The 25,968-nt window shown below is 70.0% G+C and carries 23 protein-coding genes and 1 tRNA gene; 12 read left to right on the top strand and 12 right to left on the bottom strand.

Translation table 11 applies throughout. The features are described from left to right. Nucleotides 1–109: 109 nt before the first annotated feature. A complete protein-coding gene (locus OG504_RS24945) occupies nucleotides 110–577 on the bottom strand; it encodes a RidA family protein (protein WP_317880519.1) in 468 nt (155 codons plus the stop codon). Next, nucleotides 574–732, bottom strand: a complete 159-nt coding sequence (locus tag OG504_RS24950; RefSeq protein ID WP_019063748.1) for a DUF4177 domain-containing protein — start codon at nucleotides 730–732, stop codon at nucleotides 574–576. The genes OG504_RS24945 and OG504_RS24950 overlap by 4 nt, the downstream gene beginning before the upstream one ends. Before the next feature lie 95 nt (nucleotides 733–827). On the opposite strand from OG504_RS24950, the gene OG504_RS24955 reads away from it, so the two are divergent. Continuing rightward, on the top strand, nucleotides 828–1,805 hold the full coding sequence (locus OG504_RS24955) for an ArsA family ATPase (RefSeq protein ID WP_405991806.1): 978 nt from the start codon (nucleotides 828–830) through the stop codon (nucleotides 1,803–1,805). After that, entirely contained in the window at nucleotides 1,802–3,244 is a 1,443-nt protein-coding gene (locus OG504_RS24960; RefSeq protein ID WP_405991807.1) for an ArsA family ATPase, read from the top strand. The genes OG504_RS24955 and OG504_RS24960 overlap by 4 nt, the downstream gene beginning before the upstream one ends. 50 nt (nucleotides 3,245–3,294) lie before the next feature. Here the strand turns inward: OG504_RS24960 and wblA are convergent, their stop codons facing one another. Then, complete coding sequence (gene wblA / locus OG504_RS24965) at nucleotides 3,295–3,633, bottom strand: transcriptional regulator WblA (protein WP_019063745.1); 339 nt, start codon at nucleotides 3,631–3,633, stop codon at nucleotides 3,295–3,297. A gap of 407 nt (nucleotides 3,634–4,040) precedes the next feature. Between wblA and OG504_RS24970 the strand changes: the two genes are divergently transcribed. After that, the gene (locus OG504_RS24970) at nucleotides 4,041–6,320 is read left to right on the top strand and encodes a transglycosylase domain-containing protein (RefSeq protein WP_405991808.1); all 2,280 of its coding nucleotides are present in this window, start codon (nucleotides 4,041–4,043) and stop codon (nucleotides 6,318–6,320) included. Nucleotides 6,321–6,432: 112 nt separating this feature from the next. On the opposite strand, the gene OG504_RS24975 is transcribed toward OG504_RS24970, so the two are convergent. Continuing rightward, nucleotides 6,433–6,900: a GatB/YqeY domain-containing protein gene (locus OG504_RS24975; RefSeq protein ID WP_405991809.1), complete on the bottom strand. Its 468-nt coding sequence runs from the start codon at nucleotides 6,898–6,900 to the stop codon at nucleotides 6,433–6,435. Nucleotides 6,901–7,054: 154 nt separating this feature from the next. Between OG504_RS24975 and OG504_RS24980 the strand changes: the two genes are divergently transcribed. The 3 genes from OG504_RS24980 (at nucleotide 7,055) to OG504_RS24990 (ending at nucleotide 9,197) form a co-directional block, all read left to right on the top strand. After that, nucleotides 7,055–7,981 (top strand): metallophosphoesterase, encoded by a 927-nt coding sequence (locus OG504_RS24980; protein WP_405991810.1) that lies wholly within the window; start codon nucleotides 7,055–7,057, stop codon nucleotides 7,979–7,981. 308 nt (nucleotides 7,982–8,289) lie between these two features. Further along, nucleotides 8,290–9,069: a Pr6Pr family membrane protein gene (locus tag OG504_RS24985; protein WP_405991811.1), complete on the top strand. Its 780-nt coding sequence runs from the start codon at nucleotides 8,290–8,292 to the stop codon at nucleotides 9,067–9,069. Between the two features lie 54 nt (nucleotides 9,070–9,123). Further along, nucleotides 9,124–9,197 (top strand) — tRNA-Pro (locus OG504_RS24990). Between the two features lie 81 nt (nucleotides 9,198–9,278). Here the strand turns inward: OG504_RS24990 and OG504_RS24995 are convergent. Continuing rightward, the gene (locus tag OG504_RS24995; protein ID WP_405991812.1) at nucleotides 9,279–10,088 is read right to left on the bottom strand and encodes a DUF4232 domain-containing protein; all 810 of its coding nucleotides are present in this window, start codon (nucleotides 10,086–10,088) and stop codon (nucleotides 9,279–9,281) included. 201 nt (nucleotides 10,089–10,289) lie between these two features. Here OG504_RS24995 and OG504_RS25000 point away from each other — a divergent pair, with 201 nt between their 5' ends. The 4 genes from OG504_RS25000 to OG504_RS25015 all read left to right on the top strand — a co-directional run bounded on the left by OG504_RS25000 (nucleotide 10,290) and on the right by OG504_RS25015 (nucleotide 13,773). Further along, on the top strand, nucleotides 10,290–11,657 hold the full coding sequence (locus tag OG504_RS25000) for a helix-turn-helix domain-containing protein (protein WP_405991813.1): 1,368 nt from the start codon (nucleotides 10,290–10,292) through the stop codon (nucleotides 11,655–11,657). 184 nt (nucleotides 11,658–11,841) lie between these two features. Further along, complete coding sequence (locus OG504_RS25005) at nucleotides 11,842–12,219, top strand: STAS domain-containing protein (RefSeq protein WP_405991814.1); 378 nt, start codon at nucleotides 11,842–11,844, stop codon at nucleotides 12,217–12,219. A gap of 64 nt (nucleotides 12,220–12,283) precedes the next feature. After that, on the top strand, nucleotides 12,284–13,030 hold the full coding sequence (locus tag OG504_RS25010) for an ANTAR domain-containing protein (RefSeq protein ID WP_405991815.1): 747 nt from the start codon (nucleotides 12,284–12,286) through the stop codon (nucleotides 13,028–13,030). After that, nucleotides 13,027–13,773, top strand: coding sequence for a GAF domain-containing protein (locus tag OG504_RS25015; RefSeq protein ID WP_405991816.1), 747 nt, complete (start codon nucleotides 13,027–13,029; stop codon nucleotides 13,771–13,773). The genes OG504_RS25010 and OG504_RS25015 overlap by 4 nt, the downstream gene beginning before the upstream one ends. Nucleotides 13,774–13,779: 6 nt before the next feature. On the opposite strand, the gene OG504_RS25020 is transcribed toward OG504_RS25015, so the two are convergent. Continuing rightward, complete coding sequence (locus tag OG504_RS25020; protein WP_405991817.1) at nucleotides 13,780–14,673, bottom strand: acyl-CoA desaturase; 894 nt, start codon at nucleotides 14,671–14,673, stop codon at nucleotides 13,780–13,782. Nucleotides 14,674–15,098: 425 nt separating this feature from the next. Here OG504_RS25020 and OG504_RS25025 point away from each other — a divergent pair, with 425 nt between their 5' ends. Continuing rightward, nucleotides 15,099–15,446: a hypothetical protein gene (locus OG504_RS25025; RefSeq protein ID WP_405991818.1), complete on the top strand. Its 348-nt coding sequence runs from the start codon at nucleotides 15,099–15,101 to the stop codon at nucleotides 15,444–15,446. A gap of 30 nt (nucleotides 15,447–15,476) precedes the next feature. On the opposite strand, the gene OG504_RS25030 is transcribed toward OG504_RS25025, so the two are convergent. From OG504_RS25030 to OG504_RS25040, 3 genes are all read right to left on the bottom strand, one after another. Beyond that, nucleotides 15,477–20,291 (bottom strand): DNA repair ATPase, encoded by a 4,815-nt coding sequence (locus OG504_RS25030; protein WP_405991819.1) that lies wholly within the window; start codon nucleotides 20,289–20,291, stop codon nucleotides 15,477–15,479. Between the two features lie 88 nt (nucleotides 20,292–20,379). Further along, complete coding sequence (locus tag OG504_RS25035; protein ID WP_405991820.1) at nucleotides 20,380–22,527, bottom strand: flotillin family protein; 2,148 nt, start codon at nucleotides 22,525–22,527, stop codon at nucleotides 20,380–20,382. 105 nt (nucleotides 22,528–22,632) lie between these two features. Next, nucleotides 22,633–23,262, bottom strand: coding sequence for a hypothetical protein (locus tag OG504_RS25040; protein ID WP_405991821.1), 630 nt, complete (start codon nucleotides 23,260–23,262; stop codon nucleotides 22,633–22,635). Between the two features lie 254 nt (nucleotides 23,263–23,516). Here OG504_RS25040 and OG504_RS25045 point away from each other — a divergent pair, with 254 nt between their 5' ends. Next, nucleotides 23,517–24,575 (top strand): PucR family transcriptional regulator, encoded by a 1,059-nt coding sequence (locus tag OG504_RS25045; protein WP_405991822.1) that lies wholly within the window; start codon nucleotides 23,517–23,519, stop codon nucleotides 24,573–24,575. 90 nt (nucleotides 24,576–24,665) lie between these two features. Here OG504_RS25045 and OG504_RS25050 read toward each other — a convergent pair whose 3' ends face one another. From OG504_RS25050 to OG504_RS25060, 3 genes are all read right to left on the bottom strand, one after another. Beyond that, nucleotides 24,666–25,007, bottom strand: coding sequence for an SCO5918 family protein (locus tag OG504_RS25050; RefSeq protein ID WP_405991823.1), 342 nt, complete (start codon nucleotides 25,005–25,007; stop codon nucleotides 24,666–24,668). 169 nt (nucleotides 25,008–25,176) lie between these two features. Then, on the bottom strand, nucleotides 25,177–25,380 hold the full coding sequence (locus tag OG504_RS25055; RefSeq protein ID WP_019063123.1) for a cold-shock protein: 204 nt from the start codon (nucleotides 25,378–25,380) through the stop codon (nucleotides 25,177–25,179). A gap of 212 nt (nucleotides 25,381–25,592) precedes the next feature. Continuing rightward, nucleotides 25,593–25,919 carry a MerR family transcriptional regulator gene (locus OG504_RS25060; protein ID WP_405991824.1) on the bottom strand — a complete coding sequence of 109 codons (327 nt, stop codon included), beginning with the start codon at nucleotides 25,917–25,919 and terminating at the stop codon, nucleotides 25,593–25,595. Nucleotides 25,920–25,968 lie beyond the last annotated feature (49 nt).

The raw sequence follows: 25,968 nt of genomic DNA on the forward strand, positions 1-25,968 counted from the left end.
CCGGACAGCGACCACGGCCGAGCACCCGTCCCGGGACAGCGACAGCGCTCAAGCCGGATCGTCCACCCGGGGACAGCGATCAACCCGATCGTCCGCCCCGGGACAGCGACTACGCCTGCGTCAGCTCCACCTGGATCTCGACCTCGACGGGTGAGTCCAACGGCAGTACCGCCACGCCGACCGCGCTCCGCGCGTGGACACCCTTGTCGCCGAGTACCTCGCCGAGCAGCTCGCTTGCGCCGTTGATGACACCGGGCTGGCCGGTGAAGTCGGAGGCCGAGGCGACGAAGCCGACGACCTTCACCACGCGCGCGATGCGGTCGAGGTCACCGGTGACGGACTTGACGGCGGCGAGGGCGTTCAGCGCGCAGGTGCGGGCCAGTTCCTTGGCCTCCTCCGCGGTGACCTCACCGCCCACCTTGCCGGTGACGGGAAGCTTGCCGTCCACCATGGGCAGTTGGCCGGAGGTGTAGACGTACACCCCGGACTGCACGGCCGGCTGGTACGCGGCGAGCGGCGGGACGACCGCCGGCAGGGTCAGACCGAGCTCGGCCAGCCGGGCGTCGACGGCGCTCATGCCTTCTCCCGCTTGAGGTAGGCCACCAGTTGCTCGGGGTTGTTCGGCCCGGGCACGACCTGGACGAGCTCCCAGCCGTCCTCGCCCCAGGTGTCCAGAATCTGCTTCGTGGCGTGGACGAGCAGCGGCACAGTCGAGTATTCCCACTTGGTCATGCGGCCGACTTTAGCCGCTGCGAACCAGCCGCCAGTGGTCGCGTTATCCACAGCCTCTGGCTTGGTTCGGGCGCGGACTGGTTAGGCTCGAAGACGTGAGCAGGCTCCAGGTCGTCAGTGGCAAGGGCGGTACCGGCAAGACCACGGTGGCCGCGGCCCTCGCGCTGGCCCTGGCCACCGAGGGGAAGCGGACGCTTCTCGTCGAGGTCGAGGGTCGCCAGGGCATCGCGCAGCTCTTCGAGACGGAGACGCTGCCCTATGAGGAGCGGAAGATCGCCGTCGCTCCCGGGGGCGGGGAGGTGTACGCGCTGGCCATCGACCCCGAACTGGCCCTTCTGGACTACCTCCAGATGTTCTACAAACTGGGCGGAGCGGGCCGCGCCCTGAAGAAACTCGGCGCGATCGACTTCGCCACCACGGTCGCGCCCGGTCTCCGGGACGTCCTCCTGACCGGCAAGGCCTGCGAGGCCGTACGCCGCAAGGAGAAGAGCGGACGGTTCGCCTACGACTACGTCGTGATGGACGCGCCGCCCACCGGCCGCATCACCCGCTTCCTCAACGTCAACGACGAGGTGGCGGGGCTCGCGAAGATCGGCCCGATACACAATCAGGCGCAGGCGGTGATGCGGGTCCTGAAGTCCCCGGAGACGGCCGTGCACCTGGTGACGCTCCTGGAGGAGATGCCCGTCCAGGAGACCGCGGACGGCATCGCCGAACTGCGGGCGGCCCGGCTGCCGGTGGGCCGGATCATCGTGAACATGGTCCGCCCCGAGGTGCTGGACGCGACCGACCTCGACCTCGTACAGGCCGTCCCGCGCACCGCCGTAGCGCAGGCGCTGTCTTCCGCGGGCCTCGGCGGGGCCCGGCGCGGCGGCAACGCCGAGAAGCTGGTGGACCCGCTGCTCGCGCAGGCCGAGGAGTACGCCGAGCGGTACGCGCTGGAGCACGACCAGCGGGCCGTACTCGGCGAGCAGGGCCTGCCGTTGCACGAACTGCCGTTGCTCACCGAGGGCATGGACCTCGGGGGCCTGTACGAACTCGCCAGCGAGCTGCGGAAGCAGGGGATGTCATGAGTCCGGACCCGGCCCGCACAACGGACCCCGCCCGCCCCCGTCAGACCCCCTCCGCACAGGACACCTCCCGCTCCCATCGCATCTCCCACGCGCGCGTGCTCGACGTGGACCCGCTGATCGACGACCCGGAGACACGCATCGTCGTGTGCTGCGGCTCGGGCGGGGTCGGCAAGACGACCACCGCGGCGGCGCTCGGGCTGCGGGCCGCCGAGCGGGGGCGCCGGGTCGTCGTGCTCACCATCGACCCGGCCCGCAGGCTCGCCCAGTCCATGGGGATCGACTCGCTGGACAACACCCCGAGGCGTGTGAAGGGCGTCGACGGGGACGGCGAACTGCACGCCATGATGCTCGACATGAAGCGCACCTTCGACGAGATCGTCGAGGCGCACGCGGACCGCGAGCGGGCGGCCGCGATCCTCAACAACCCCTTCTACCAGTCGCTCTCGGCGGGCTTCGCGGGCACGCAGGAGTACATGGCGATGGAGAAGCTGGGCCAGTTGCGCGCCCAGCACGACTGGGACCTGATCGTCGTGGACACCCCGCCGTCCCGCTCGGCGCTCGACTTCCTGGACGCGCCGAAACGTCTCGGCTCGTTCCTGGACGGCAAGTTGATCCGGCTGCTGACCGCCCCGGCGAAGCTCGGCGGCCGGGCCGGGATGAAGTTCCTCAACGTCGGCATGTCGATGATGACCGGCACGCTCGGCAAGCTGCTCGGCGGTCAACTCCTCAAGGACATCCAGACGTTCATCGCCGCGATGGACACCACCTTCGGCGGCTTCCGCACGCGCGCGGACGCGACGTACAAGCTGCTCCAGGCGCCCGGTACGGCGTTCCTGGTGGTCGCGGCCCCGGAGCGGGACGCGCTGCGCGAGGCCGCGTACTTCGTGGAGCGGCTGGCGGCCGAGGAGATGCCGCTGGCCGGTCTGGTCCTCAACCGGGTGCACGGCAGCGGAGCCGCCCGGCTGTCGGCCGAGCGGGCACTCGCCGCCGCGGAAAATCTTGAGGAGCCCCGCATTGTCGATCAGGTGGGCGGGAAAGCTGGACTTCGTAACTCTCCCGACACGTACGGCAGTTCAGAATCTCCCGCTTCATCGCCCGCCACCGAGGCAGCAGTTCGCGCCGCAGCTCCTGACGAAGGCTCCCCCGCCGACACGGACCAGGAGCGGTCCGCCGCCACGGACGACACCGACGATCAGCCGGCCGACGACGAGCGATCCGTCGACCAACTCACCGCGGGCCTGCTGAAGTTGCATGCCGAGCGGATGCGTCTGCTCTCGCGTGAGCAGCGCACACGTGACCGCTTCACCGCGCGGCACCCGGAGGTGGCCGTCGCCGAAGTGGCCGCGCTGCCCGGCGATGTACACGACCTCGCGGGGCTGCGGGACATCGGGAACCGGCTCGCGGCCGGTCGGCCGGAGCTGCCCGAGACGAAGGTCTGACGAACGCCCCGGGGATCGCCCGGGGTCGATCGGCCCCTACGGGACCGGCGTCAGCCCACCGCCGCGTAGTTCTCGTAGATCTCGTCGTCGTCGAGGGGGATGATGCCGACCCCTCGTTCGTACTCGATACGCGCGGTCTCCAGTAGCCGGCGCCATGAAGTGACAGTGGGCCGCCTGCGCAGCAGTGCGCGGCGCTCCCGCTCCGTCATTCCTCCCCACACGCCGAATTCGACGCGGTTGTCGAGCGCATCGGCGAGGCACTCCGTGCGCACCGGACATCCGGTGCACACTGCCTTCGCCCTGTTCTGCGCTGCTCCTTGAACGAACAGTTCATCCGGATCGGTAGTGCGGCAGGCCGCCTGCGCACTCCAGTCGGTAACCCAGCCCATACCGGCGCCGTCCTCTCCCGAATCGAGGCTCCCCCACGGCGGCAGCGGCATATTCACCGCCGCCAGTTGAGGACGTTACGGAAGGTGGGCACAGCGCAACACCCCCTTCGGGCCCAATCTTGAATGGCCCGAACGGACTATGGGTAAGCGGCAGATCACCCGGGGGAGTGAGCTGACGACATGCGTGACTTTCCCGGCAAAGCGGGACAGTTGACATGCGCCACAAGGGGCACCAGGTGACACAGGAGGCGGATTCGGACACGCCTCCGACAAAAAAACCCGGAACGACCGGAACGATTCGGGGTCGCCGGACGTATTGATACGTAACCGCGCTGCTGTGACAGTTGAGAGCAGCTTAGGCCAACGCCTATACACGTGTCCGGCGAATGAGAACGTAGGCTGCCCCCATGCCAAAAAAGCGCTCGGGTGGTGGTCTGTCCCCCCTGCAACAGACCGCCAAGTTCCTCGGTGTCAGTGTGCTCGCCGGTGCCGTCATGGCCGGAATCGCGATGCCCGCGGCCGGCGCGCTGGGACTCGCGGCCAAGGGGTCGGTCCAGGGATTCGACGACATCCCGGACAGTCTGAAGAGCCCTCAGCTGAGCCAGCGCACCTCGATCCTGGACAGCAAGGGCAACCAGATCGCCTCGGTCTACTCCCGTGACCGCACGGTGGTGGAGCTCAAGGACATCTCGCCGTACATGCAGAAGGCGATCGTCGCGATCGAGGACTCGCGCTTCTACCAGCACGGCGCGATCGACCTGAAGGGCGTCCTGCGCGCCCTCAACAAGAACGCGCAGAGCGGCGGGGTGTCCCAGGGCGCCTCGACCCTCACCCAGCAGCTGGTGAAGAACTACTTCGTCGAGGAGGCCGGTGACGACCCGACGAAGGTCGCGCAGGCCACTCAGCAGACGCTCGGCCGCAAGGTCAAGGAGCTGAAGTACGCGATCCAGATCGAAGAGAAGCTCGGCAAGAAGAAGATCCTCGAGAACTACCTCAACATCACCTTCTTCGGAGAGCAGGCCTACGGCGTCGAGGCCGCCTCCGAGCGCTACTTCTCCAAGCACGCCAAGGACCTGAACCTCCAGCAGTCGGCACTCCTCGCGGGCATCGTCCAGTCGCCCACGCGCTACGACCCGATCAACGACGAGGCCGAGGCCAAGAAGCGGCGCAACACCGTGCTGGCCCGCATGGCCGAGGTCGGCGACATCTCCAAGGCGGATGCCCTCAAGGCCGAGCAGACCGACCTCGGCCTCAAGGTCAGCCAGCCGAAGAACGGCTGCATCACCGCGGTCAAGGGCGCCAGCTTCTTCTGCAAGTACGTCGAGAACGTCTTCCTGAGCGACCCGGTCTTCGGCAAGACCAAGGAGGCCCGGGCGAAGATCTGGAACCAGGGCGGCCTGACGATCCGTACGACGCTGGACCCGCAGGCGCAGGACTCGGTGCAGGCCTCGCTCAAGGACCACATCTACAAGTCGGACTCGGTCGCCGCGGCGGCCACCCTCGTCGAACCCGGCACCGGCAAGATCCTCGGCATGGGCCAGTCGAGGCCGTACGGCTACGGCAAGAACGAGACCGAGTACAACTACTCGGTCAACGCCGACATGGGCGGCTCGAACTTCGGCTTCCCGACCGGTTCGACGTTCAAGCCGTTCGTCGCGGCGGCCGCGCTGGAGCAGGGCCTGCCGGCCACCCAGCAGTACCCGGCGCCGTACTCGATGGACTACCCGAGCCCCGTCTCGACCTGCAGCGGCAAGAACTGGGTCAACACGGGCGGCGCGACGGTGGAGAACGAGAGCGAGTCGGAGCACGGTCCGTACGCGCTGAAGGAGGCGATGGCCAAGTCGGTCAACACCTACTTCGTGCAGATGATCTCCGACATCGGTCTGTGCCCCGTGGTGAGCATGACCAACAAGCTCGGCGTCGTGCAGGGCAACGGCGACAAGATCCCCGAGGTCCCGGCCATCGCGCTCGGCTCCAAGGGCCTCTCGCCGCTGACGATGGCCACCGCGTACGCGACCTTCGCCAACGAGGGCACGTACTGCACCCCGGTCGCCATCGAGTCCATCACCCAGAAGGTGGGCAACGAGCAGAAGTCGCTCGCCGTCCCGAAGTCGACCTGCACGCGCGCGATGAGCAAGAAGACCGCCGACACGATCAACACCGTGCTGCGCGGCGTGGTCGACTCCGGTACCGGCCAGGAGGCCGGCCTCACCGACCGCGAGAGCGCCGGTAAGACCGGTACGACGGACGCGCGCAAGAACGCCTGGTTCGTCGGCTACACCCCGAACCTGGCCGGCGCGGTCTGGGTCGGCAGCCCCAAGCAGAACGTCGAGATGACCAACATCCGCATCGGCGGCGTCTGGCACGACGAGGTCTACGGCGCCGACACCCCCGGCCCGATCTGGAAGGACGCCATGTCCGGCGCCCTGGAGGGCAAGCAGGCCCAGTCCTTCCAGCTCGTCAACATCCCCGACCCCGTCAAGAAGGACAAGGGCAACGACGGCGGCAAGAACGGTGACAACGGCGGAGACGACAACGGGGGCAACGACAACGGCGGCCTGACCACCGACGGCGGCACCACCGGCACAACCGACCCCACCCCGACGTTCTCCTTCCCCGACGGCTTCATCCAGGGCAACGACAACGGCGGCAACAACGGCAACGGGAACGGCGGCAACAGGGGCTGACACCCCGGCTACCGGCAGTTCTCCTGCTTCTTCGTCCACGACGACGGGGGCGCCCCTTTTCACAAGGGGCGCCCCCGTCGTCGTAACGGCACGTCTGTTTACGGCCGGTGGGTCAGCCGGCGAGGAGCTTCTTCACCACGGCGGCGACGCGGCCGCCCTCGGCCAGGCCGGCGACCTTCGGGTTCACGATCTTCATGACGGCGCCCATCGCGCGCGGGCCCTCGGCGCCGGCCGCCCTGGCATCCTCGACGGCCTGGGTGACGATCACGGTCAGCTCCTCGTCGCCGAGCTGCTTGGGCAGGTACTCGGCGAGGATCTCGCCCTCCGCCGTCTCCTGCGCGGCCGACTCGGGGCGACCGCCCTGCGCGAAGGCGTCCGCGGCCTCGCGGCGCTTCTTCGCCTCCTTGGTGATCACCTTGAGGACCTCGTCGTCGGACAGCTCGCGCTTCTCCTTGCCCGCGACCTCCTGGTTGGTGATCGCGGAGAGCGTCAGCCGGAGCGTGGAGGAGCGCAGCTTGTCGTGCGCCTTGATCGCGGCGTTGAGGTCTTCCTGCAGCTTCGACTTGAGCGTGGTGGTCATGGGTCCGATTCTCGCAGGTGCGTGAGTCCGGCCGCCCGCGGATTTAAGGGGCTGCTTGAGGAGCCGCTCAAGGGGCCTCTTAGGTGGCCCCTTAGGTGGCCCCTTAAGCGGCCGCGGCCGACGGGGTGTCAGTGGGGTCTGACACGATGGCGGTATGCGCGCGCGATACGGAGTACCCCTGGGAATTGCGGCGGCCGGTGCCGCCGGTGTGGTCTATGCGGCGGCCTTCGAGGTCCGCTCCTTCCGGCTGCGCCGGGTGACGGTCCCGGTGCTGCCGGCCGGCATGCGCCCGCTCAGAGTCCTCCAGGTGTCCGACATCCACATGGTCGGCGGCCAGCGCAAGAAGCAGCGCTGGCTGCGCTCGCTCGCGGGCCTGCGCCCCGACTTCGTGATCAACACCGGCGACAACCTCTCCGACCCGGAGGCCATCCCAGAGGTCCTGGACGCGCTCGGCCCGCTGATGGACTTCCCGGGCGCGTACGTCTTCGGCTCGAACGACTACTACGGCCCCACACCCCGTAACCCCGCCCGGTACTTGTTCGAGAAGACCGCGGGCCGCCACGGCCTGAACGGCAACCCGCCCGTCGTAGGCGCCGTCCACATCCCGTGGGAGGACCTGCGGGACGGTTTCGACGCGGCGGGCTGGCTGAACCTCACGAACACCCGGGGCACGCTGAAACTCGAGGGCGCGTCCGTGGAGTTGACCGGCCTCGACGACCCCCACATCAAACGCGACCGCTACGCCCGCGTGGCCGGCGGCCCGTCCGACGACGCCGACTTCTCGATGGCCGTGGTGCACGCGCCGTACCTCCGGGCCCTGGACGCGTTCACGGCGGACGGCTACCCCCTGATCCTCGGCGGCCACACGCACGGCGGCCAGCTCTGCATTCCGTTCTACGGCGCGCTCGTCACCAACTGCGACCTGGACACGGACCGGGTCAAGGGACTGTCCCGGCACACGGCGGAGGGGCGGACGTCGTATCTGCACGTGTCGGCCGGGTGCGGGACCAATCGGTATACGCCGGTACGGTTCGCTTGTCCGCCGGAGGCGACGTTGTTGACGTTGGTGGGGCGGGAGTAGGAGACGGGTACCGGGGGCTGCTGCTGCGGGGTCCTGGTGGAGTCGCGGTCGCTGGGGTAGCCCATCCAGCCACCCGTGACGTTGGCGGGGTGGCGGTAGGAGACGGGTACCGGGGGCTGCTGCGGGGGTCCTCGTGGAGTCGCGGTCGCTCGGGTAACTGGTCCGGCCCACCCGCGACGTTGGTGGCGCGGCGCTAGGAGACGGGTACCGGGGCTGCGGTGAGGGTCCTCGTGGAGTCGCGGTCGCTGGGGTAGCCCGTCCAGCCCACCCGTATCGCCCCTTTTGTCCCCGCTGCCTAGCGTGAGGGCATGACCGCCCCGATACCCAGGGACATCCCGGACCTCCCCGCGGTACCCGGCATGCCCGCGCTGCTCGCCTCACCCGTTCCCGCCACCGCGGTGGTGGCCCCGTACCGTCGCCCGCTGACGGCTGCGTACCGACTGCTGGTCGCGCTCGTGGCGGCAGCGGCGGTGACCGTCGACCTCTTCCTCGGCAGCCCGATCCGGGTGCTGACCTACTTCACGATCCAGAGCAACATCCTGCTGGCCCTGGTCATGCTCGCCACGGCCCGCCGAGCCTGGACGGCCCGCCGCCCCCTCTCCCCCCTGGTCACGGGAGCGGCCCTGCTCTACATCACGATCACGGGCCTGGTGTACCACCTGATCCTGGCGCACGCGTCGAGCCCGTTCGCGATGACGGGCGGACCCCTCAACGGCTGGCAGGCGGTGACGAACCAGGTCCTGCACACGGTGATCCCGATCGCCGCGGTGATCGACTGGCTGTTCCTGACCGCCCCCGGCCGGCTGCATCTGCGGATGGCCGCGACGTGGCTGCTGTACCCGATGACGTACCTGGCTGTGTCACTGGGCCGGGGCGAACTGATCCTCCCCGGCACACCGGGCCGCTACCTCTACTCGTTCCTGGACGTCGAACACCACGGCTACAAGAGCGTCCTGGGCAACGCCCTCCTCCTCGGCCTCGCCTTCTACGCCCTCTCCGTCCTCCTCGTGGCCCTCGACCACGCCCGCCCCAACCCCATCCGCCACCGCGCCAAAACCGGATTTCGTCTCCAGCCACCGGTGGGCTAAAGTAAACGATGTCGCCGCGATGAGCAGCAACACTGGCAAGATGAGTGGCGACATCGGGGTGTAGCGCAGCTTGGCAGCGCGCTTCGTTCGGGACGAAGAGGTCGTGGGTTCAAATCCCGCCACCCCGACAGCCAAATAGCAGTTCAGAGGGCCGGTACTGATTCCAGTACCGGCCCTCTGGCGTTCTCGGTCTCCCCCGTCCCCGGCGCTCAGTACGTCAACGCGTCCTGCGCATCCGACACCCAGTAAGTCACCTTCAGCGAGTCGTCCACGTACACGCCCTTCGCCGGCAGCGCCGGGGTCGCCGCCGGGCTGATGCTGTTGTTGTTGCGGTCGAAGAAGTAGACGGAGAGGGACTTGGCGGTGCGGCCGTTGGTGCCGGAGCCGTTGTCTCCGCCGGCGAGGGCCACGCCGGCGTAGCCCGACTGGCCCGGGGTGAGGGTGGTCACCGCCTGGGGCTGGGAGTCCTTCATGACCGGGGGGACCGACTGGGCGTCGCCGAAGTTGACGGCGGGGTAGTAGTAGAGGTCGCAGGTCTTGGTACCCGTGTTGGTGACGGTGAGCAGCATGTGGTTGATGGGGCGTGACACCGTCTGGGCGGTGACCTTGGTGTTGGCGCCGCTGCACGGGACCCTGCTCGCGGGGGTGTCCGAGTCGGAACCCGAACCCGAACCCGAACCCGAATTCGAGCCCGAGCCCGAGTCGGAACCTGAGCCCGATCCCGAGCCCCCGCTCGTCTTGCCGCCGCCCGAACCCCCGCTGCCCCCGGACGAGGAGTTGCCCGTCGACGAGCCGCCCGACGTGGACCCGGTGGAACCCGTGGAACCCGTGGAACCCGTCGAACCGCCCGCCTTCGTCCCCGCCGGTGCCGGTGTCCCCACCGTGGAAGACGTCGGGTTGGCCGCGCCCTCGTCCTGTACTCCCAGCTTGTCGTTGCAGGCCGTGAGGGAGAGGGCGGCGAGTGCGACGGTGGCGGCGGCGAAGAGGCGGGTGCGGGGACGGGCGGTGAACGCGGACATGGCTGTTGTGCCTTTCGGAAGGAGGGAAGTGGCCGCCGCCCAACCGGTCGGCGGGCGGCGTGCTTTGATGACCGCAGCTTGTGCCGCTTTCCGTCCCACCCGCTACGACAGCCGGGATCTACGGGAACCTGGAACGTTCGCACCGGCTCTTACCTGGGGGAACAGTGACTCCCTGGAACGCTCGACTGGAATGGGGGCAGGGTGGCAGGGCCTGAGGAGACCGCCGATTTCGCGGCACTGATACGGGAGCTCAAGGACCGTTCGGGGCTGAGCTACGGCGTGCTCGCGAAGCGGCTGCACATGAGTACGTCGACGTTGCACCGGTACTGCAACGGCGATGCCGTACCCACCGAGTACGCCCCCGTGGAGCGGTTCGCCCGGCTCTGCAAGGCGACCCCGGACGAGCTCGTCGAGGCCCACCGCCGGTGGATCCTGGCCGACGGGGCACGCCAGCGAGAGCGGAAGGCTGCCGCCGGGACAGCCGCTACGGCAACCCCGGCGACTGCGGCAACCCCGGCACCCGGCACAAGCACCCCCGCATCCACCACCCCCTCCGCTCCCACCCCCGCCACCAACACACCCCCACCCGGCGCGAACCCCCCGCAGCCAGGCCACCCCACCACCCCCAACTCCCGCCCCCGCAACGGCAACCGCACCCGCCGCCGCACCACCCTCCTCACCGCCGCCGCGGTCGCCGTGGTCCTCGCCGCCACCGCCCTCATCCCCCGTCTCGTCTCCGGCGACGACAACAGTGGTGACCGCAAGCAGGAAGCCGGTTCCGTGACCTCCACCGGAAGCGGCACCTCGGGCCCCTCCCCGTCGTCGAAGTCGAAGGCGTCCTCCTCCCCCTCCACCTCCACCTCGCCCTCCGACAGCGCGAACCCCTCCCGGTCCGCCGCCGCGAAGACCGGCACATCCGCCACCCCGAGCAACAAGGCCGACGGCGGCGCGGCAACCGCCGCCGTCCCGCTGACCGTCACCTCACGGCCGTACGCCTGGGAAAGCCCCTGCAGTCAGACCTACCTGGTCGACGAGGACGCGGCGAAGGTGCCGCCGCCGCCCACCGAGCAGGACGCCCCGAGCTGGGTGAGCGCGCTGGGGGCCGTGTCCGCGGACAGTCAGTACCTCGAGCTCACTGTCCAGGGCACCGGGCAGGAGACCGTCGTACTCCAGTCGCTGAATGTGCGGGTGGTGCAGAGCGGGGCGCCGCTCGCCTGGAACGCGTACACCATGGGGTATGTCGGGGTCGGCTGCGGCGGCGGGGTGCCCACGCACTCCTTCGACGTCGGGCTGGACGCGACGCGGCCGGTGGCCACGCCGAAGGCCGGGCAGACCGGGCTGCCGTACAAGGTGAGCGAGAGTGATCCCGAGGTCCTGTACATCACGGCCGCCGCGGCCTCGCACGATGTGCGCTGGTACCTGGAGCTGGCCTGGACGAGCGGGACCCGGCACGGGGTGCTGCGCATCGACGACCAGGGGAAGCCGTTCCACACCAGCGGGATGAACGGACGTCCGCGCTACGGCTATTCACTCGACGACAGCGAGTGGATACCGCATCAGGCCGACTGACGCAGGCACAAGGCCGAAATCGGTACCCATTAGCCGGAAACGGCTCCCGGCATGTCCGTCCCCGGCAGTACGCTCGTCCTACGGCAGCCCAGGACCCCGGCCCTCTCCGTGCAGTCTCGTTCCGCGCAACAGAGGCCCTGCGCAAGAAGGCGAAAGCCACTCTCTTACAGGGGAGATGGGGCACATGGGCCCGCATCCTGATCTGTTCGACGAACCGGCCGAACCACGCGTGGTCCGGGCCGGCGGTGAGCTCGATCTGACGACCGTGCCGGCCTTCGCACACGAGCTCAAGGAAGCCCGGCACGGCGCGGGGCGGCTCTTCATCGTCGTCGATCTGCTCGATGTGACCTTCATGGACGGCAGTGTTCTGGACCCGTTGAGCGCGGCCTGGGAGGAGTGCCGTGAGCGGCTCGGGTGGCTGCGCGTCGTGCACTCCCGGCCGGGGCCGTTGCTCGTGTTCCGGGCCGCCGGTCTGGTGGAGCGGTTCCCGCGGTACGCGAGCGTGCGGGACGCCTGGAAGGGTGTGCTCGCCGACCGCGCGTTGGAGCGCAGGGCCACGTAGGGTACGGCAGACGTCGGTCGGCGCATCGTCTCGAAGTGTCCCGGCGGCCGCGGAACGGAGCACGGTGATCAGCGACGGCATGGCCGAAGTCCTGCGGTCGCTGCGCCTCGGTGAGGGCGGCGATCCCGCGCAGGCCTGCGCCCGGGCGCTGGGTGCCCAGGGCGTCGCCCTGTCGCTGCTGGTCGGCGCCGCGCGTACTGCCGAGCCCCTGTGGTGCCATCCCGACCTGAGCGCCCGTTTCGAGGAGCTCCAGTTCACGCTGGGCGAGGGCCCCGGCCCGGAGGCCGTCCGCACCGGTTCGCCCGTGCTGGAGCCTGACCTGGAGCGGGTTCGCCCCGAGCGCTGGCCCGTGCTGCTGCCGGCCGCGCGCGACATGGGCGTCCAGGGCGTGTGCGGGTTCCCGCTGGGCATCGGCGCGATCCGGGTCGGCGTCCTGACCGTGCTGTGCGCCGGGGACAGACGGATCAGCGAGCAGCAGTACGGCGACGCCACCGCCCTCACGGCCGCGCTGACCGGCGCGTTCCTGAACGGCACCGGGCACGCGAACGGCACCGCACCCGGGCCGGACGCGATACCGGCCTGGCCGACCGGGCTGAACCGCCCGGTCGTGCACCAGGCCACCGGGATGATCAGTGTCCAGCTGGGCGTGCCCATACAGGAGGCGCTGCTGCGCCTGCGGGCCCACGCCTACGGCAGTGAACGCCCTCTCGGCGAGGTCGCGGCGGACGTGGTCGCCCGCCGACTCCGCTTCGGCGACGAAATGGACGACGATATGAGCGGGCCGTATTCGCCCGACACTGGAAAGGGATGATCGCCATGGCCCGCGAACGACGTCTGGCCGAGATCTTCGTGGAGGTCGCGGACTCCCTGGTCGAGGACTTCGACGTCATCGACCTGTTGCACCGGCTGTCCTCGCGCTGCGTCGAGCTGCTCGACGTGTCGGCGGCCGGGATCCTGCTCGTGGACGCGCACGGCGAACTGCAGATCATCGCCGCCTCGGACGAGCACACCCGCCTGCTGGAGCTCCTCGCGCTCCAGCACGACCAGGGCCCGTGCGTCGAGTGCTACCGCACCGGCGCCGCTCGCACCAACATCGACCTGACGCGGCCGGAGGTGACCGCGGCCTGGCCGCGCTTCGCGGCGCAGGCCCGCGCGACGGGGTACGTGGCCACGCACGCCATACCGCTCCGGCTGCGCAACCGGGTCGTCGGCGCGCTCAACCTCTTCCAGACCACCCCGCACCGCCTGGGCGACGACGACATCGCCCTCGCCCAGGCCCTCGCCGACGTGGCCACCATCGCGGTGCTCCAGCAGCGCACACTGGAGCAGTCGCACGTCGAGAACAGCCAGTTGCAGTCCGCGCTGACCAGCCGCATCCTCATCGAGCAGGTCAAGGGTGTGCTGGCGGAGCGCTGGAACACGTCCGTCGACGACGCGTTCACAGCGTTCCGCTCCTACGCCCGTGCCCGTCATCTGCGCCTGTCGGATCTCGCGGCGCAGATCATCGCGGGCGGCTTCGACACCCGGATGATCCCGCCACCGCACCGGCCGTAGCCGAGGTCAGGCGCGGCGGGCGGCGACCCGGTCCGCGGTCGGCCAGTGCACGTCGTAGGCCCAACCGGCGCGCTCCATCAGGCGGATGACGGCGGCCGACGGGTCGATCTGGCCGCGGTCGACGCCGTGCCGGGCGCTGGTGGGGTCGGCGTGGTGGAGGTTGTGCCAGCTCTCGCCGAAGGAGAGCAGGGCAAGCGGCCACAGGTTGGTGGCGCGGTCGTGGCGCCGGGTCCGGAAGGGCCGCTCACCGATCATGTGGCACAGCGAGTTGACGCTCCAGGTGACGTGGTGGAGCAGCGCGATCCGCACAAGTCCCGCCCACAGCAGGCCTGTTACCCCGTACAGCCAGCTGCCGCCGATCGCCCAGCCGAGGCCGAACGGCAGCGCGAGCGTGACGAAGCACAGCAGCGGGAAGGCGCGGGAGACCGCCCGGATGTCGGGGTCGGCGACGAGGTCGGGGGCGTAACGCTCGGGCGGTGACTGCTCGTTGCGGAACAGCCAGCCGACATGGGCGTCGAACAGGCCGTGCAACTGGCCGCGCAGATGGGTGCCGTAGCGGTACGGCGAGTGCGGGTCGCCGGGCCGGTCGGTGAAGGCGTGGTGGCGGCGGTGGGTGGCGACCCAGCCGATGACGTCGCCCTGGAAGCTCATCGACCCGGCCACCGCGAGCGCGATGCGCACGGGCCGGACCGCGCGGTACGAGCCGTGGGTGAGCCCGCGATGGAAGCCGACCGTGACGCCGAGACCCGTGATCGTGTAGAGCACGACCGCGAGCACGATGTCGACGGGATGGATGAGCCGCCCCCACAGCAGCCAGCCGACCAGGCCGAGCCCCACGAACGGCAGGACGACGATCGCCGCGGTGACGCCGACGTAGATCCGGTCCCCGCGGTCCCGCACGGGCGCGGGGCCCTCGTCGGGCGGGAAGGGGGAGGTGCCGTCGTAGGACGGGGGTGGCGGGGAGGTGTCCGAGAAAAGTGTGTCACTTTCCCCGAAAGTGTCACACTTTTTCGGGGCAGGGGGTGGGGCGGAGACGGTCGACATGCTGGACTCCTCGGCCTCGCGGCGGACGGCGCGGCCGGGGTCACGGGCTGCCCCTGTGAAGGGAAACGCGAGAACACGGCGCCGGAGCGGGACATTGGCGCGCGAAGGCCTCGGTCCTTCCACGGTACTCCGGCACACACCGGAACGCGTCGGCCGGGAGCGCGTGACCGCCGCGTTGACACGAACCGTCGCCGCACGTTGACTGGCAGCACGGCGCAGGGCAGTGGCCGGTGCACGGACGATCCCAATAACGCCTTCGGGCGGGACGGAAGCGACTCCCGATGATGTACGACCAGACACGCGCCCAACAACCCGCGGGCCAGAACCGGGTCCCCTCCGAACGCCGCACCCCGGGCCCGGAGCCGCTGCTCCCGTCGAGCGAGCGGGACAAGGTCCTCCAGCGGCTGCGGCACGCCCTCAACACCTTCGCGGACACTCCGCGCGACGCCCTGACGGAGGCGGAGAGCGCCTACGACGAGGCCACCGCCCAGCTCGTCGCCGCCCTCGCGGCCCGCCGCGAACTCCTCCGCGCCAGCTGGGCCGACGAGGACCCCGATTCCCAGTCCGACGAACCCCGCAACGCGCTGCGGCAGTACCGCGAGATCACCCAACGGCTGCTCCAGCTCTAGCAGTTGGGTGTACGGGGAGATCGGTGACCGTCATTCCGGGCCGCCGCTCGCCCGCGTGATCGCCGACTCCACCGCCCCGATCCGCTCGGCCAGCAGCCCGAGAGCCGCCACCGCGTGGCTCAACGGGTCGCCCTCCGCCATGCCTCGCGACCGCGCGTACGTCGCCTTCAACTCCCCCCAGCGCGCGGCCTGTTCGCCGGTCAGCGTGCCCCGCAACTCCCCCAGCTTCAGCAGGTTCGCCTCGGCGCCCGTCCCCAGGGTCTGCGCCTCGGCGGTGTAGTGGTCGTCCAACACGGCAGCCAGCTCACGGGAGTTCATCACCGGCTCGATGCGCTGGGCGATGCGGTTCATGGTGCGGTACGACCCCTGCAGCCGGAACGGCGGTTCCGAACGGGCCGCGTCCGTCATCGCCGCCGACGCCATGTACGCGGAGTTGACCGCGAGCACGGTGTCGCGGGCGGCGATGAGGTGCCTCAACACCCCTACGATCCGGGCCAGTTCGGCGGGATCACAGGCGTAGGACAGCCGATCCGCGCGGGCGGTCGCGTCACCTTCCGCCAGCCGGATCAACAGGTCCCGGTCGTCCCGGTCGCGGCCGGCCAGCGGGGCGAGCACCGGGTTGGAGGTCAGCGCGTTCTCCAGGAAACTCAGCGCGAACACTGTCTCCTTGCCGGTCAGGACATCGCCGAGGTTCCAGACGTCGGCACGGTTCGCCAGCATGTCGGGGACCCGGAAACGCCCACCCGACTCGGTGTAGGGGTTACCGGTCATGCAGACGGCGAACCGTTTCCCCCGTAGGTCGTATGTACGCGGTACGCCCTCCCAGACGCCCTCCACCCGCCGCGTCGCATCGCACAACGGGATGAATTTCTGCAGGAGTTCGGGCGAGGTGTGCTGGATGTCGTCGAGGTGGAGCAGCACGTTGTTGCCGGCCGCGAGCGCGAAGTTGACCTTCTCCACCTCCTGCCGGGCGGTCGCGTTCGGCGCCTCGGCCGGGTCGAGGGAGGTGACGCCGTGCCCGAGGGCGGGCCCGCTGACCTTGACCAGCACCAGCCCGAGCCGCTCGGCGACGTACTCCATGAGGGTCGTCTTGCCGTACCCCGGCGGCGAGATGAGCAACAGCAAGCCACCGGTATCGGTCCGCCGCCCCTCACCCGCCGTACCGATCTGCCGAGCCAGGTTGTCGCCGACCAACGGGAGATACACCTCGTCGACCAGCCGCCCCCGCACGAAGGACGACAGCACGCGCGGCCGGTACTCGTCGAGTCGCAGCCGGGCACGTTCCGCCGCCACCAAGGCCGTACGGCGACGCTGGTACGCCCGATGACCGGGGACGTCCGTCGCCCTGAACTCCCGTGTCCGGGCGAGGAATTCATCTACCCGGAGCGTCAACGACCCCGCCACGATCCGCAGATGGGTACCCAGCAGCCCCCCGACCGTCTCGGTCAGCCGCGCGTCCGACTCGTACCGAGGTGCGTCCGGGCAGAGTTCGGCGGCCACCGCCTCCGCGAGGTCTCCGGGGTCGACCTCGGTACCGGATGCCGTCGTGTACGCGGACAGCCAGGCCTCCACCAACTGGCGGCGGGCTGCCAGGTCATCGACGGCGAGCACATCGTCGTCGTAGGCCGAACTCCCCACCGTGCGCCGGAACTTGTCGAGGAATGTGCGAGCGGCAGCGCTGATCACGAAACCCTCGGGACCGGTGGTCAGTTCGTCGAAGAGGTACGCGGCGGCGGACTCGCCCGTCCTTCCCGCCAGCTCCGTGAGGAAGTCGGCGACGGCCGGGGTCGGTCCGAAGGTGTCGCGGGCCCGCGCGAGCGACCGCGCCCGCCGCGTCCAGCCGGCCCGCTTCTCCGGGCTCGTGCCGTGGGTCCAGAACAGCAACGCCCTTGCCCGGGCGCCCGGTTCGTGTCGCAGCAGACCCGCACCCTCGTACCGGCGGAGAACGGCCGCCAGGATCGCGGTCGCGTCGTGGTCGTGCACACCGCGTTCGTAGCCTTCGTCGTACGACTCCTGCGCGGCCCCGCGGACCAGAGCGGCGAGGTCGGGCTCCTGGGCGAGGGCCTGGGCGCCGTGTTCGTCGAGGAGGCGGGCGGCGAGGTGCTCGGCGCGGTAGACCTGCGGTGATTCGGAGGGCAGCGGGCGGTCCCAGAACTCACGGGTGGCCGCGAACTCCGGGTCCGTGACCGGGGTTCGGTAGTCCGTGCCGGTGAGCGCGAAGGCAAGACCGTCACCTGCCGGGACCAGGGTGAGGTCGAGGGGCTCGGTGTTCACGGCGAAACGGTGGCGGCCCAGGCGCAGGGTACGGCCGCCGTCCGTGTACAGGTCGGTGCGGTCGCGCAGGGCACGGGCCGCCTCCTCACGGGCCGAGGCCAGCCGACCAGTCAGCTCCTCCGCCCTCACCCGGTCGCCCAGGTCCCGGAGTTGGTCGATGGTGCGGCGGATCTTCGTCACCATCGGATCGGAGGCGAAGTACGTGCTCACCGCGTCGGCATCGGCGAGCGTGGCCGCTCGCCGAACCACCGTCTCCAGGACCCGGTTCGCCGAGACCGCGAACTGCTCGGCCCTGCGTGCCCGTTCATCGGCCAGGCTCTGCCTGCGGGCGGAGAAGGTCTCGTAGATCTCGGTGCGCTTGCCGGTCAGTTCGGCGAGGAAGTCGTCGAAGTCCGCGAAACGGGCTTCCAGGTTCTCCAACTGCACCAGAAGCCGGGCGAGTTGATCGTCACACGCCTCCGGTGTCGCCGCGTCCGCGAGCGCTCCGGTCACCGACTGCCCCAACAGCGCGAACTCGGCCGCGAACTCCGCCCGTCCCTCCCGGTCCTGAAGCTCCCTGCGCCGGGCGTCCAGCGTGGCGCGGGCCCGGTTGACCCCGCCCAGCACCTCGGCGATCCGCTCCAGGATCGACGTACGGACCGTGGCGTCGGCGATGTCGAGCCCGGCGATCACCTCGGTCACCGTCCGCAGCCCGTCGGTCAGTTCGTCGAGCCGAGCGGCCACGGGTGCCGACTCGGCGACGGTGCCGAGCGCTCCCGCCTCCGCGATCAACTCACCGATCACCTCATGGTGCCCGGCGAACGCGTCCTCGCCCGCCAGGAACCCGACCGCCCGCTGCCCGAACGCCCCGAGCTCCGCCTCCACCCCGGCCGCCGACTCGTCGATCCGCGCGATGTCCGCGTACCGCATCTCCTTCAACGTCAGCAAGTGCCCCTGCGCACGCCGGAGTTCGGTCAGCCCGGCGACCCACCCCGCCGCGTCCCGGGGCACCTCGCCCCGCAGCCGCCGTACGAGCCCGGTGAGCCGTTCCGTGGTCTCGGCGAGGGCATCGGCCGCGCGGGCGGTGACCGTCCGGACGGTCTCGAACTCGGCCAGGACCTGTTCCGCCGTGACCCGGACGTCCTCCAACGGGCCGCCCAGATAGCCGAGTTCGACGTCACCGAGCCAGTGGTACGAGTCCCCCGCCCGGACACACGCGGAGACCAACGCCTCGTACACCTCCGCCGTGGGTTCCATCCCGGCCACCGCCCCCGCGAGGGACAGACAGTCGGAGATCCCCCGCACAAGATCGGCGTTCCCCACCCGGAACAGCGGCCCGGACCCGACGAGTTGGGCGGCGGCGTACGTGTCCGAGACGTACGGAGTACGCCACACCCGCAACGGATGAACGCGAGCGGTCTCCCCCTCCCCGCCCGCGCGCAGCACCATCAACACACCGTCGCCGAAGAGCGCCCACCCCTGGCAGGACAGCGGGTTGGCGACCTCTTTGCGGATCATGTTGTACGGCAGCAGCAGGCTCCGCCCCGGCACCCGCGCCCGGTACGCGAACAGCACGTCCTCACCGTTGGGCGAGCGCACCACGCGCTCCGACTCCAGCCCGGTGGTGTCCACTTCGAAGGTCTTCCACGCCCCCGTGGCCAGGCAGTACCCGCCCGGGAACACGATCCCCTGCTCCTCGGGCAGCCGATGGCACGACAGCCCGATCCCGTCGAGCCGGACGACGCCCTTGGTCAGCGTGTTGAAGACCAGATAACGCCGGGCCTCCTCCTTGTACGGCCGCACCCGCAGCAGCACCAGCGCCCCCACCCGCGCATACGCGATCTCCGCGTCGGCCGCCGACTGCAACGGTTCGTCCACCGGCTCGGAGTAAATCCCCTCCCCCGTCTCGGTGTTGTCCTCCACCTTGACGGTGAGAGTTCCGCCCACCGTGTCGACGTACAGCCCGTCCTGGATCCGGACATGCGGGTGCCGACCGGGAATCTGGTCCTCGCGGTTCGTCTCCGTCCAGTCGACGTCGTACGGCGGCGGGAAGACGTGGTCGCGTTCGCCGTGCGCGTCCAGGAAGGTCGCCGACCGGCCGTCGTCCGCGAGTGCCCAGCGCAGGACCCGGATGTCGTCGGCCTTCTCGCCGGTGCGGAAGACGGCGAGCAACTTGCCGTCGAGGCACCGGAGTTGGAGGAGGCGGGCCTGGCGGTAGTACCGGTGCAGGGCGGTGAACTCCCGTACGAAGTCCGGGTCGTCGAGGAGTCCGGGTACGGCGTTCTCGGGCAGTCCGCGCAGGTCGTGGCGGTCGTGCAGGGCGAGGACGTCGGCCACCGTCGTCTCCCGGGTGACACCGAGGGAGACCTGGCGGCCGAAGAGGAGGGTGTCTCCTACGGCGACGAGGTCGCGCGGTGCGGCCGGGTGGTCGGTGTCGAGGCGTTCGGTGCCGGTGAGTTCGAGGCGGGTGGAGCCGAACTCCTCGGTGCGGCGGGCGTTGAGCGTCTCCGCGCGGCGGGCGAGTTCGGCGGCCTGTGCGGCGAGGCGGTCGCGCAGGACCTCGTAGGTGCCGGTGTCCAGGCCGGTGGTCATGGGTCCCTCTCAGGATCTCGGGGGGGGTGGGTCCGGAACTGCCGTCCCCTGTGCGGCAGTTCCGGACCGTCGGTGGGGGTCAGGCCGGTCAGGCCTTGACCGGGTGCCCGTTGAGCGCGGCCAGCGGGGTGTCCGCCAGGCCCAACTCACCTGCCTTGTCCAGCAGTTGCCGTAGCCGACCGGCGTTCGCCGGGTCCGAGGTCATCAGCTTCATCAGCAGCGCGGAGACGGTGAGGTTCTGCACGTCGGACGTGGAGACGGAGCCGAGAACGCGCCCGAGGTCGTCGGCGATGTTCGACGTGCCGTCCAGCCAGGGACGCGCCAGGGCCTGTGCCGTCTGGGAGTTGGAGACGAAACCGTCGACGCTCCTGCCGAACGAGATCGACGAGATCAGCCGGTCGAAGAAGACCGAGTCGCCGCCGACGATGTCGATGTCGGCGTTCTCCAGACCGGTCGCGAGGACCGTGGCCTGCGCCTCGGCGACCTGCCGTTGCACGTCGAGACCCGCGAGCCGGATCTCCTTCTCGGCCTGCAGCCGCAGCCGGTACTCCTCGTGTCCGCGCGAGGCGTCGTCGAGGGCGGCCATCGCGGCGGCCTTCTCGGTGAGGCCCTCCGCCTCGGCCTTGAGCTTCTCGCCGATGCCCGTGGCTTCCGCGAGCGCGTTCGCCCGTACGCCTTCGGCCTGCGCGAGGACCTTGGCCTGCGCACCTTCGGCCTCGGCGAGCGCCTTGGCCCGGGTGCCCTCGGCCTCCGCCCGCAGCCGGGCCTCGGTGCCTTCCGCCTCCGCGCGCAGCCGCGCCCCCGTGGCCTCGGCCTCGGCGCGGCCGGCCTTCACGGTGACCTCGGCCTCCTTGTCGCGGACCTGGACCTCGGCGAGTCCGGCCGCCGCCGCCTCCGCCTGGATGCCCTCCGCGAGGCGCAACTTGGCGCGGGCGTCGAGGTCGGCGGACTTCAACCGGGCCTCGGCGAGGGTGAGTTGCTCACCGGCGCGGTGCTTGGCGGCGGCCTCCGCGGCCTCGGCGCCCTTGATGTCCTTGACCAGTTTCTCCTGCGCCTCCGCCTCGGCGGCGATGATCACGGCCTGGCGGGTGCGCTCGGCCTCCTCGACCACCCGCAGCTTCTTGATGGCCTCCTCCTGCTCGGCGACCGTACGGTCCACGGCGATCCGTTCCCGGACCACGTCCGCGACCTCGCGCCGCTCCGCCTCGACCTCCTTGTCACGGGCGATCCCGGAGAGCGAGGTCTCCCGTTCCCTGGCGATGACTTCGAGGAGGCGGTCCTTCTCGATGCGCTCGTTCTCGACGGCGATGACCCGCTCGCGGTTCTTCTGCGCGACGGCGATCTCGCGGGCCTGGTTCTCGCGCTGAACGCCGAGTTGCTCCTCGGTGCGGAGGAACGCAGCCTGCGCGCCCAGCCGTTCCTCCTCCTGCACCTTCGCGGTGGCGGCCTCCTCCTTGGCGCGCAGGACCTCCACCTCACGGCGCTGCTTGATCTCCGCCTCGGCCTGCCGGCGCTCCAGCTCCAGGATGGTCTCCCGGGCGTCGACGTTCTGCCGGGTGATCTCCTTCTGCTCGGTGCGCTGGAACTCGTTGGTGCGGACGTGCTCGATCGTCGTCAGCTCGGTGATCTTGCGGATGCCCTGCGCGTCCAGGATGTTCTGGTTGTCGAGCTGGGTCATCGGCGTCTGTTCGAGGAAGTCGATGGCCGCGTCGTCGAGGTGGTAGCCGTTGAGGTCGGTGCCGATGACCTGGATGATCCGGTCCCTGAACTCCTCGCGCTTGGTGTAGAGATCGACGAAGTCCAGCTGTTTTCCTACGGTCTTGAGCGCCTCGGAGAACTTCGCGGCGAAGAAGTCCTGGATCGCCGCCGGGTCGCTCGCCGTCTGGGTGCCGATGGCCTGCGCGACCTTGATGACGTCCTCGACGGTCTTGTTGACCCGCACGAAGAAGCTGATGTGGATGTCGGCGCGGATGTTGTCCTGGCAGATCAGGCCCTCGCGCCCGGTGCGGCGGATCTCGATGGTCTTCACCGAGATGTCCATGAACTCGGCCTTGTGCAGCACCGGCAGCACGACCGCCCCGGTGAAGGTGACGTCGACCTTCTTCGTCTTGGAGACGATCAGCGCCCGCCCCTGCTCCACCTTCCGGAAGAGCCGTCCGACCACCAGAAGCAGGGTGAGCGCGATGAGCAGGACAACGGCGACGAACACACCGATGCCGACGGTGATGGCGTTCATGACATGGGTCCTCAAGGGATGAGAGGGGTGAGCAGAGTGATCGACGACCAGGCAGGGATCAGCGAGTGGAGGTCAACGAGCGTGCGGCCGGCCTGAGTTGACGGCCTATCCCGTCGTGCCGGGGCCGGTCCGCGGGTCCAGCGCGCTGTCGTAGGGCGCGACCCAGAAGAACTCGCCGGTCTCGTCGTAGGCGTAGAGCAGTCCGGTGCTGCCGCCGGCGAGGGCGTCGTTGCCCGTCTGCCGGACCTGGACCACCGCGGCCGAGCCGTCCGCGGACCTGACCTCCGCCTGACCGAACCCCGCGTCGACCCGCCCGGTGCGGATCGTGCAGGTCAGCCCGACGAAGTCCAGCCGGGACGGCCCGTGTTCGTCGGGGAACAGGCGGTGCAGAGGGCGTACGAGCAGCTTGGTCGCGCGCCAGGAGACGTACACCGTGACGGTCAGCACGACCGCTCCGACCAGGACCCCGACCGGGCCGGAGGGGACGAACAGCACGTTCGCGCAGTAGCTGATCAGCCAGCCGACGGCGGTGAACAGTGAGAAGGCGAGGGTCACCGGGACCCCGCCGAGCCCCCAACCATCGCCGTGCGCACGGGAGTTGAGGTGAACGTGGGCGTGTCCACGGGCGTCCGCCGCGCCCAGCGCGACCAGCAGCCAGAACAGGACGACCACGGTGAGCGCGGCGGTGAAGACGACGGTGGGAAAACCGGTCGCGGCAGCGAAGAACGCCCCCATGATCCCGGCCCCCCGTTCCCTGTCCGCTGAGTCCACGACGCGTTAAGACTTCGGGGATGCGCGGATCGCGGCCCCGGTGCAGGACACTTGCCGGTGTCCGGCACCGGAACCTTCCGCGGTGCTCCCCTGGCGCCATGGTGCACGCGGGGTGCGCGCCCGCGCATTGCCGGAACCCGGCAGTGTTCATTAGGGTCTTGATGCCGGTGACGCGCTAAGAAAGCGTCACCAGGGCGTCAAGGAAAACGGGGGCGGAGTTGCCGGAGCGCGAAATACCTGAGCAGTATCTGGCGGGGTATGCGCCGCTCCTGGCGGAGGTCGCCGGCACCGGACGCCGCCTGACCCGGGCCGAGTTGGCGGCCCGCCGCACCCTGGGCGAGCAGGCGGCCGAGGCCGGTCACGGACTGCGCGCCCTGGTCAACGCCCATCTCGCCGCCACCCGCGCCGCCTGGCCCCAGACCCCCGGTGCCGCGGACTGCACCCTTGCCGCGGTGCAGCAGGTGATCGACGCCTTCGCCGAGGGCTACGAACGCGCGCAGCGTCTCGCCGTACGACAGGAAGAGGCGGCGCGGCGGGAGTTCATCGACGACCTGCTCTACGGCCGCAGCGATCTGGGCCGGCTCGCGGAGCGCGCCGAGCGCTTCGGCCTGCGCCTCTCCCACACGCACGCCGTCGCGGTCGTCCAGGGCCCGACGCCGTACGACGAGAGCGCGCCGGTGCCGCGTCAGGTGGAGCGGGCGATGATCAGCCGTTTCGGTGACCGCAACATCCTGCTCACCACGAAGGCCGGCCGGATGCTGTGTGTCGCGCCCGGCGACCAGGACGACATCCTCGCCCACTTCGCGAAGCAGTCGTACGCCGCCGCGGAGGGCACCCGCGCGGCGATCGGCCGGCCGCAGCCGGGCGCGGGCGGGATCGTCCAGTCGTACGAGGAGGCCCTGAACACGCTCGAACTGGCCGAGCGCCTCAACCTGGAGGGCCCCCTCCTGCGCGCCGCCGACCTGCTGGTCTACCCGGTGCTCACCCGCGACCGGCAGGCGATGGCGGATCTGGTGCTCGACGCGCTGGGCCCGCTGACCAGGGCGCGCGGCGGTGCGCGCCCGCTGCTGGACACCCTGTCGACGTACTTCGACAGCGGTTGTGTGGCGGCGGAGTCCGCGCGCCGGCTCTCGCTGAGCGTGCGCGCGCTGACCTACCGGCTGGAGCGCATCCACCAGCTGACCGGCGCTGATCCGGCGGACCCCGGCCAGCGGTACACGCTGCAGACGGCGGTCATCGGGGCCCGCCTGCTGGACTGGCCCGACAAGGAGCTGTGAGGAGCCGGCACGCAAAGAGCGACCTCGCGCCCGGATGGATCTACGGCGGCGTGGTCGCTCGGGGTGTGCGGGGACGTGCGGGCGGAGGCGTCAGCCCAGGGTGGTGCCGATGTACGAGGTCGATTCCGGGCCGGAGTCCGTGGGGTTCTCCGTGGCGGGGGCGGCCGGTGCGGGCGCCGGAGTGGCGGGCGCGGGCGGCGTCTCGTGGCAGGTGAAACCGAGCCGGGTGAGAGCCCTGGTCACCTCGAAGGCGGTGAAGTCACGGCGGTCCTGCTTGGTGATCACCTCGCCGACCTGCTTGACCGGGTACAGCTTGCGGCTGATGACGGCGCACTGGCCGGTGACGGGCTGCTCCGGGCGGATGCCCTTGAGCATCTCCTCCACCTCGCTCTTCGTCAGATCGAAGGGGTAACGGGCGATCACGCAGCGCATGGTGCCTCACCAAGGGGTTTCGAGCGGGAGGAGAGGGGAGGATTTCTCCTCGGGGAAAGCCGGGGATGCCGGGGATGCCGAGAACGGCCGGGGAACGGCAGGTAAATGAGCAGATACGAAAAGGGACCCGCACCCAAGGTGCGGGCCCCTGTTTCGCAGCTTCGCGTGCTTAGGCGGGAACGATGTTCTCCGCCTGCGGGCCCTTCTGGCCCTGCGTGATGTCGAAGGTCACCTTCTGACCTTCCTGCAGCTCGCGGAAGCCCTGGGTGGCGATGTTCGAGTAGTGGGCGAAGACGTCAGCGCCGCCGCCGTCCTGCTCGATGAAGCCGAAGCCCTTTTCCGCGTTGAACCACTTCACGGTACCGGTGGCCATGTCTTAACTCCTAGGCAGTGCACGAGATCCGCACTTTACGAATCTCCTCCATCGCCGTGATGATCACCTGTCCGGAGAACCGGTTCAAAATTGGCAACCACAACTGCAACTGAAGTCAGCCTAGCACGGAACCCATTTACGGGGCGGGGGAATTGGGCGGGAAAAGCGCCGACCCGAAACGGTGAATTTCTGTTTCGGGCGCAGCAGATTTTCTACCGATGGGATGAGCGGCGCAGCTCCTCGTTGACACGCAGGGCCTCGTCCAGCCGGTCCTCCAGGCTGATGATGCGGCACGCGGCCTCGATGGGCGTCCCCTGGTCGACCAGCTCGCGCGCACGGGAGGCCGTACGGAGCTGACGGCGCGAGTAGCGGCGGTGACCGCCGTCCGATCGCTTCGGGGTGATCAGCCCGGCCTCACCCAGTGACCGGAGGAAACCTGGGGTGGAACCGATCAGCTCGGCGGCCCGGCCCATGGTGTAGGCGGGGTAGTCGTCGTCGTCGAGCCGGTCGGCCGCGGGCTGCTGGCTTTCTGCGGGCATGTACACCTTTCCTGCGGGCCGCCCGGGCGGCATCGGCCTGCCGCGGGAG

The sequence above is a fragment of the Streptomyces sp. NBC_00986 genome (assembly GCF_045162565.1).
Classification (GTDB): domain Bacteria; phylum Actinomycetota; class Actinomycetes; order Streptomycetales; family Streptomycetaceae; genus Streptomyces.

Coding starts and splice junctions, on each gene's coding strand:
- OG504_RS24945 (WP_317880519.1), bottom strand. CDS start 577: ATGAGCGCCGTCGACGCCCGGCTGGCCGAGCTCGGTCTGACCCTGCCG.
- OG504_RS24950 (WP_019063748.1), bottom strand. CDS start 732: ATGACCAAGTGGGAATACTCGACTGTGCCGCTGCTCGTCCACGCCACG.
- OG504_RS24960 (WP_405991807.1), top strand. CDS start 1,802: ATGAGTCCGGACCCGGCCCGCACAACGGACCCCGCCCGCCCCCGTCAG.
- wblA (WP_019063745.1), bottom strand. CDS start 3,633: ATGGGCTGGGTTACCGACTGGAGTGCGCAGGCGGCCTGCCGCACTACC.
- OG504_RS24970 (WP_405991808.1), top strand. CDS start 4,041: ATGCCAAAAAAGCGCTCGGGTGGTGGTCTGTCCCCCCTGCAACAGACC.
- OG504_RS24975 (WP_405991809.1), bottom strand. CDS start 6,900: ATGACCACCACGCTCAAGTCGAAGCTGCAGGAAGACCTCAACGCCGCG.
- OG504_RS24980 (WP_405991810.1), top strand. CDS start 7,055: ATGCGCGCGCGATACGGAGTACCCCTGGGAATTGCGGCGGCCGGTGCC.
- OG504_RS24985 (WP_405991811.1), top strand. CDS start 8,290: ATGACCGCCCCGATACCCAGGGACATCCCGGACCTCCCCGCGGTACCC.
- OG504_RS24995 (WP_405991812.1), bottom strand. CDS start 10,088: ATGTCCGCGTTCACCGCCCGTCCCCGCACCCGCCTCTTCGCCGCCGCC.
- OG504_RS25005 (WP_405991814.1), top strand. CDS start 11,842: ATGGGCCCGCATCCTGATCTGTTCGACGAACCGGCCGAACCACGCGTG.
- OG504_RS25015 (WP_405991816.1), top strand. CDS start 13,027: ATGATCGCCATGGCCCGCGAACGACGTCTGGCCGAGATCTTCGTGGAG.
- OG504_RS25025 (WP_405991818.1), top strand. CDS start 15,099: ATGATGTACGACCAGACACGCGCCCAACAACCCGCGGGCCAGAACCGG.
- OG504_RS25030 (WP_405991819.1), bottom strand. CDS start 20,291: ATGACCACCGGCCTGGACACCGGCACCTACGAGGTCCTGCGCGACCGC.
- OG504_RS25035 (WP_405991820.1), bottom strand. CDS start 22,527: ATGAACGCCATCACCGTCGGCATCGGTGTGTTCGTCGCCGTTGTCCTG.
- OG504_RS25040 (WP_405991821.1), bottom strand. CDS start 23,262: ATGGGGGCGTTCTTCGCTGCCGCGACCGGTTTTCCCACCGTCGTCTTC.
- OG504_RS25050 (WP_405991823.1), bottom strand. CDS start 25,007: ATGCGCTGCGTGATCGCCCGTTACCCCTTCGATCTGACGAAGAGCGAG.
- OG504_RS25055 (WP_019063123.1), bottom strand. CDS start 25,380: ATGGCCACCGGTACCGTGAAGTGGTTCAACGCGGAAAAGGGCTTCGGC.
- OG504_RS25060 (WP_405991824.1), bottom strand. CDS start 25,919: ATGCCCGCAGAAAGCCAGCAGCCCGCGGCCGACCGGCTCGACGACGAC.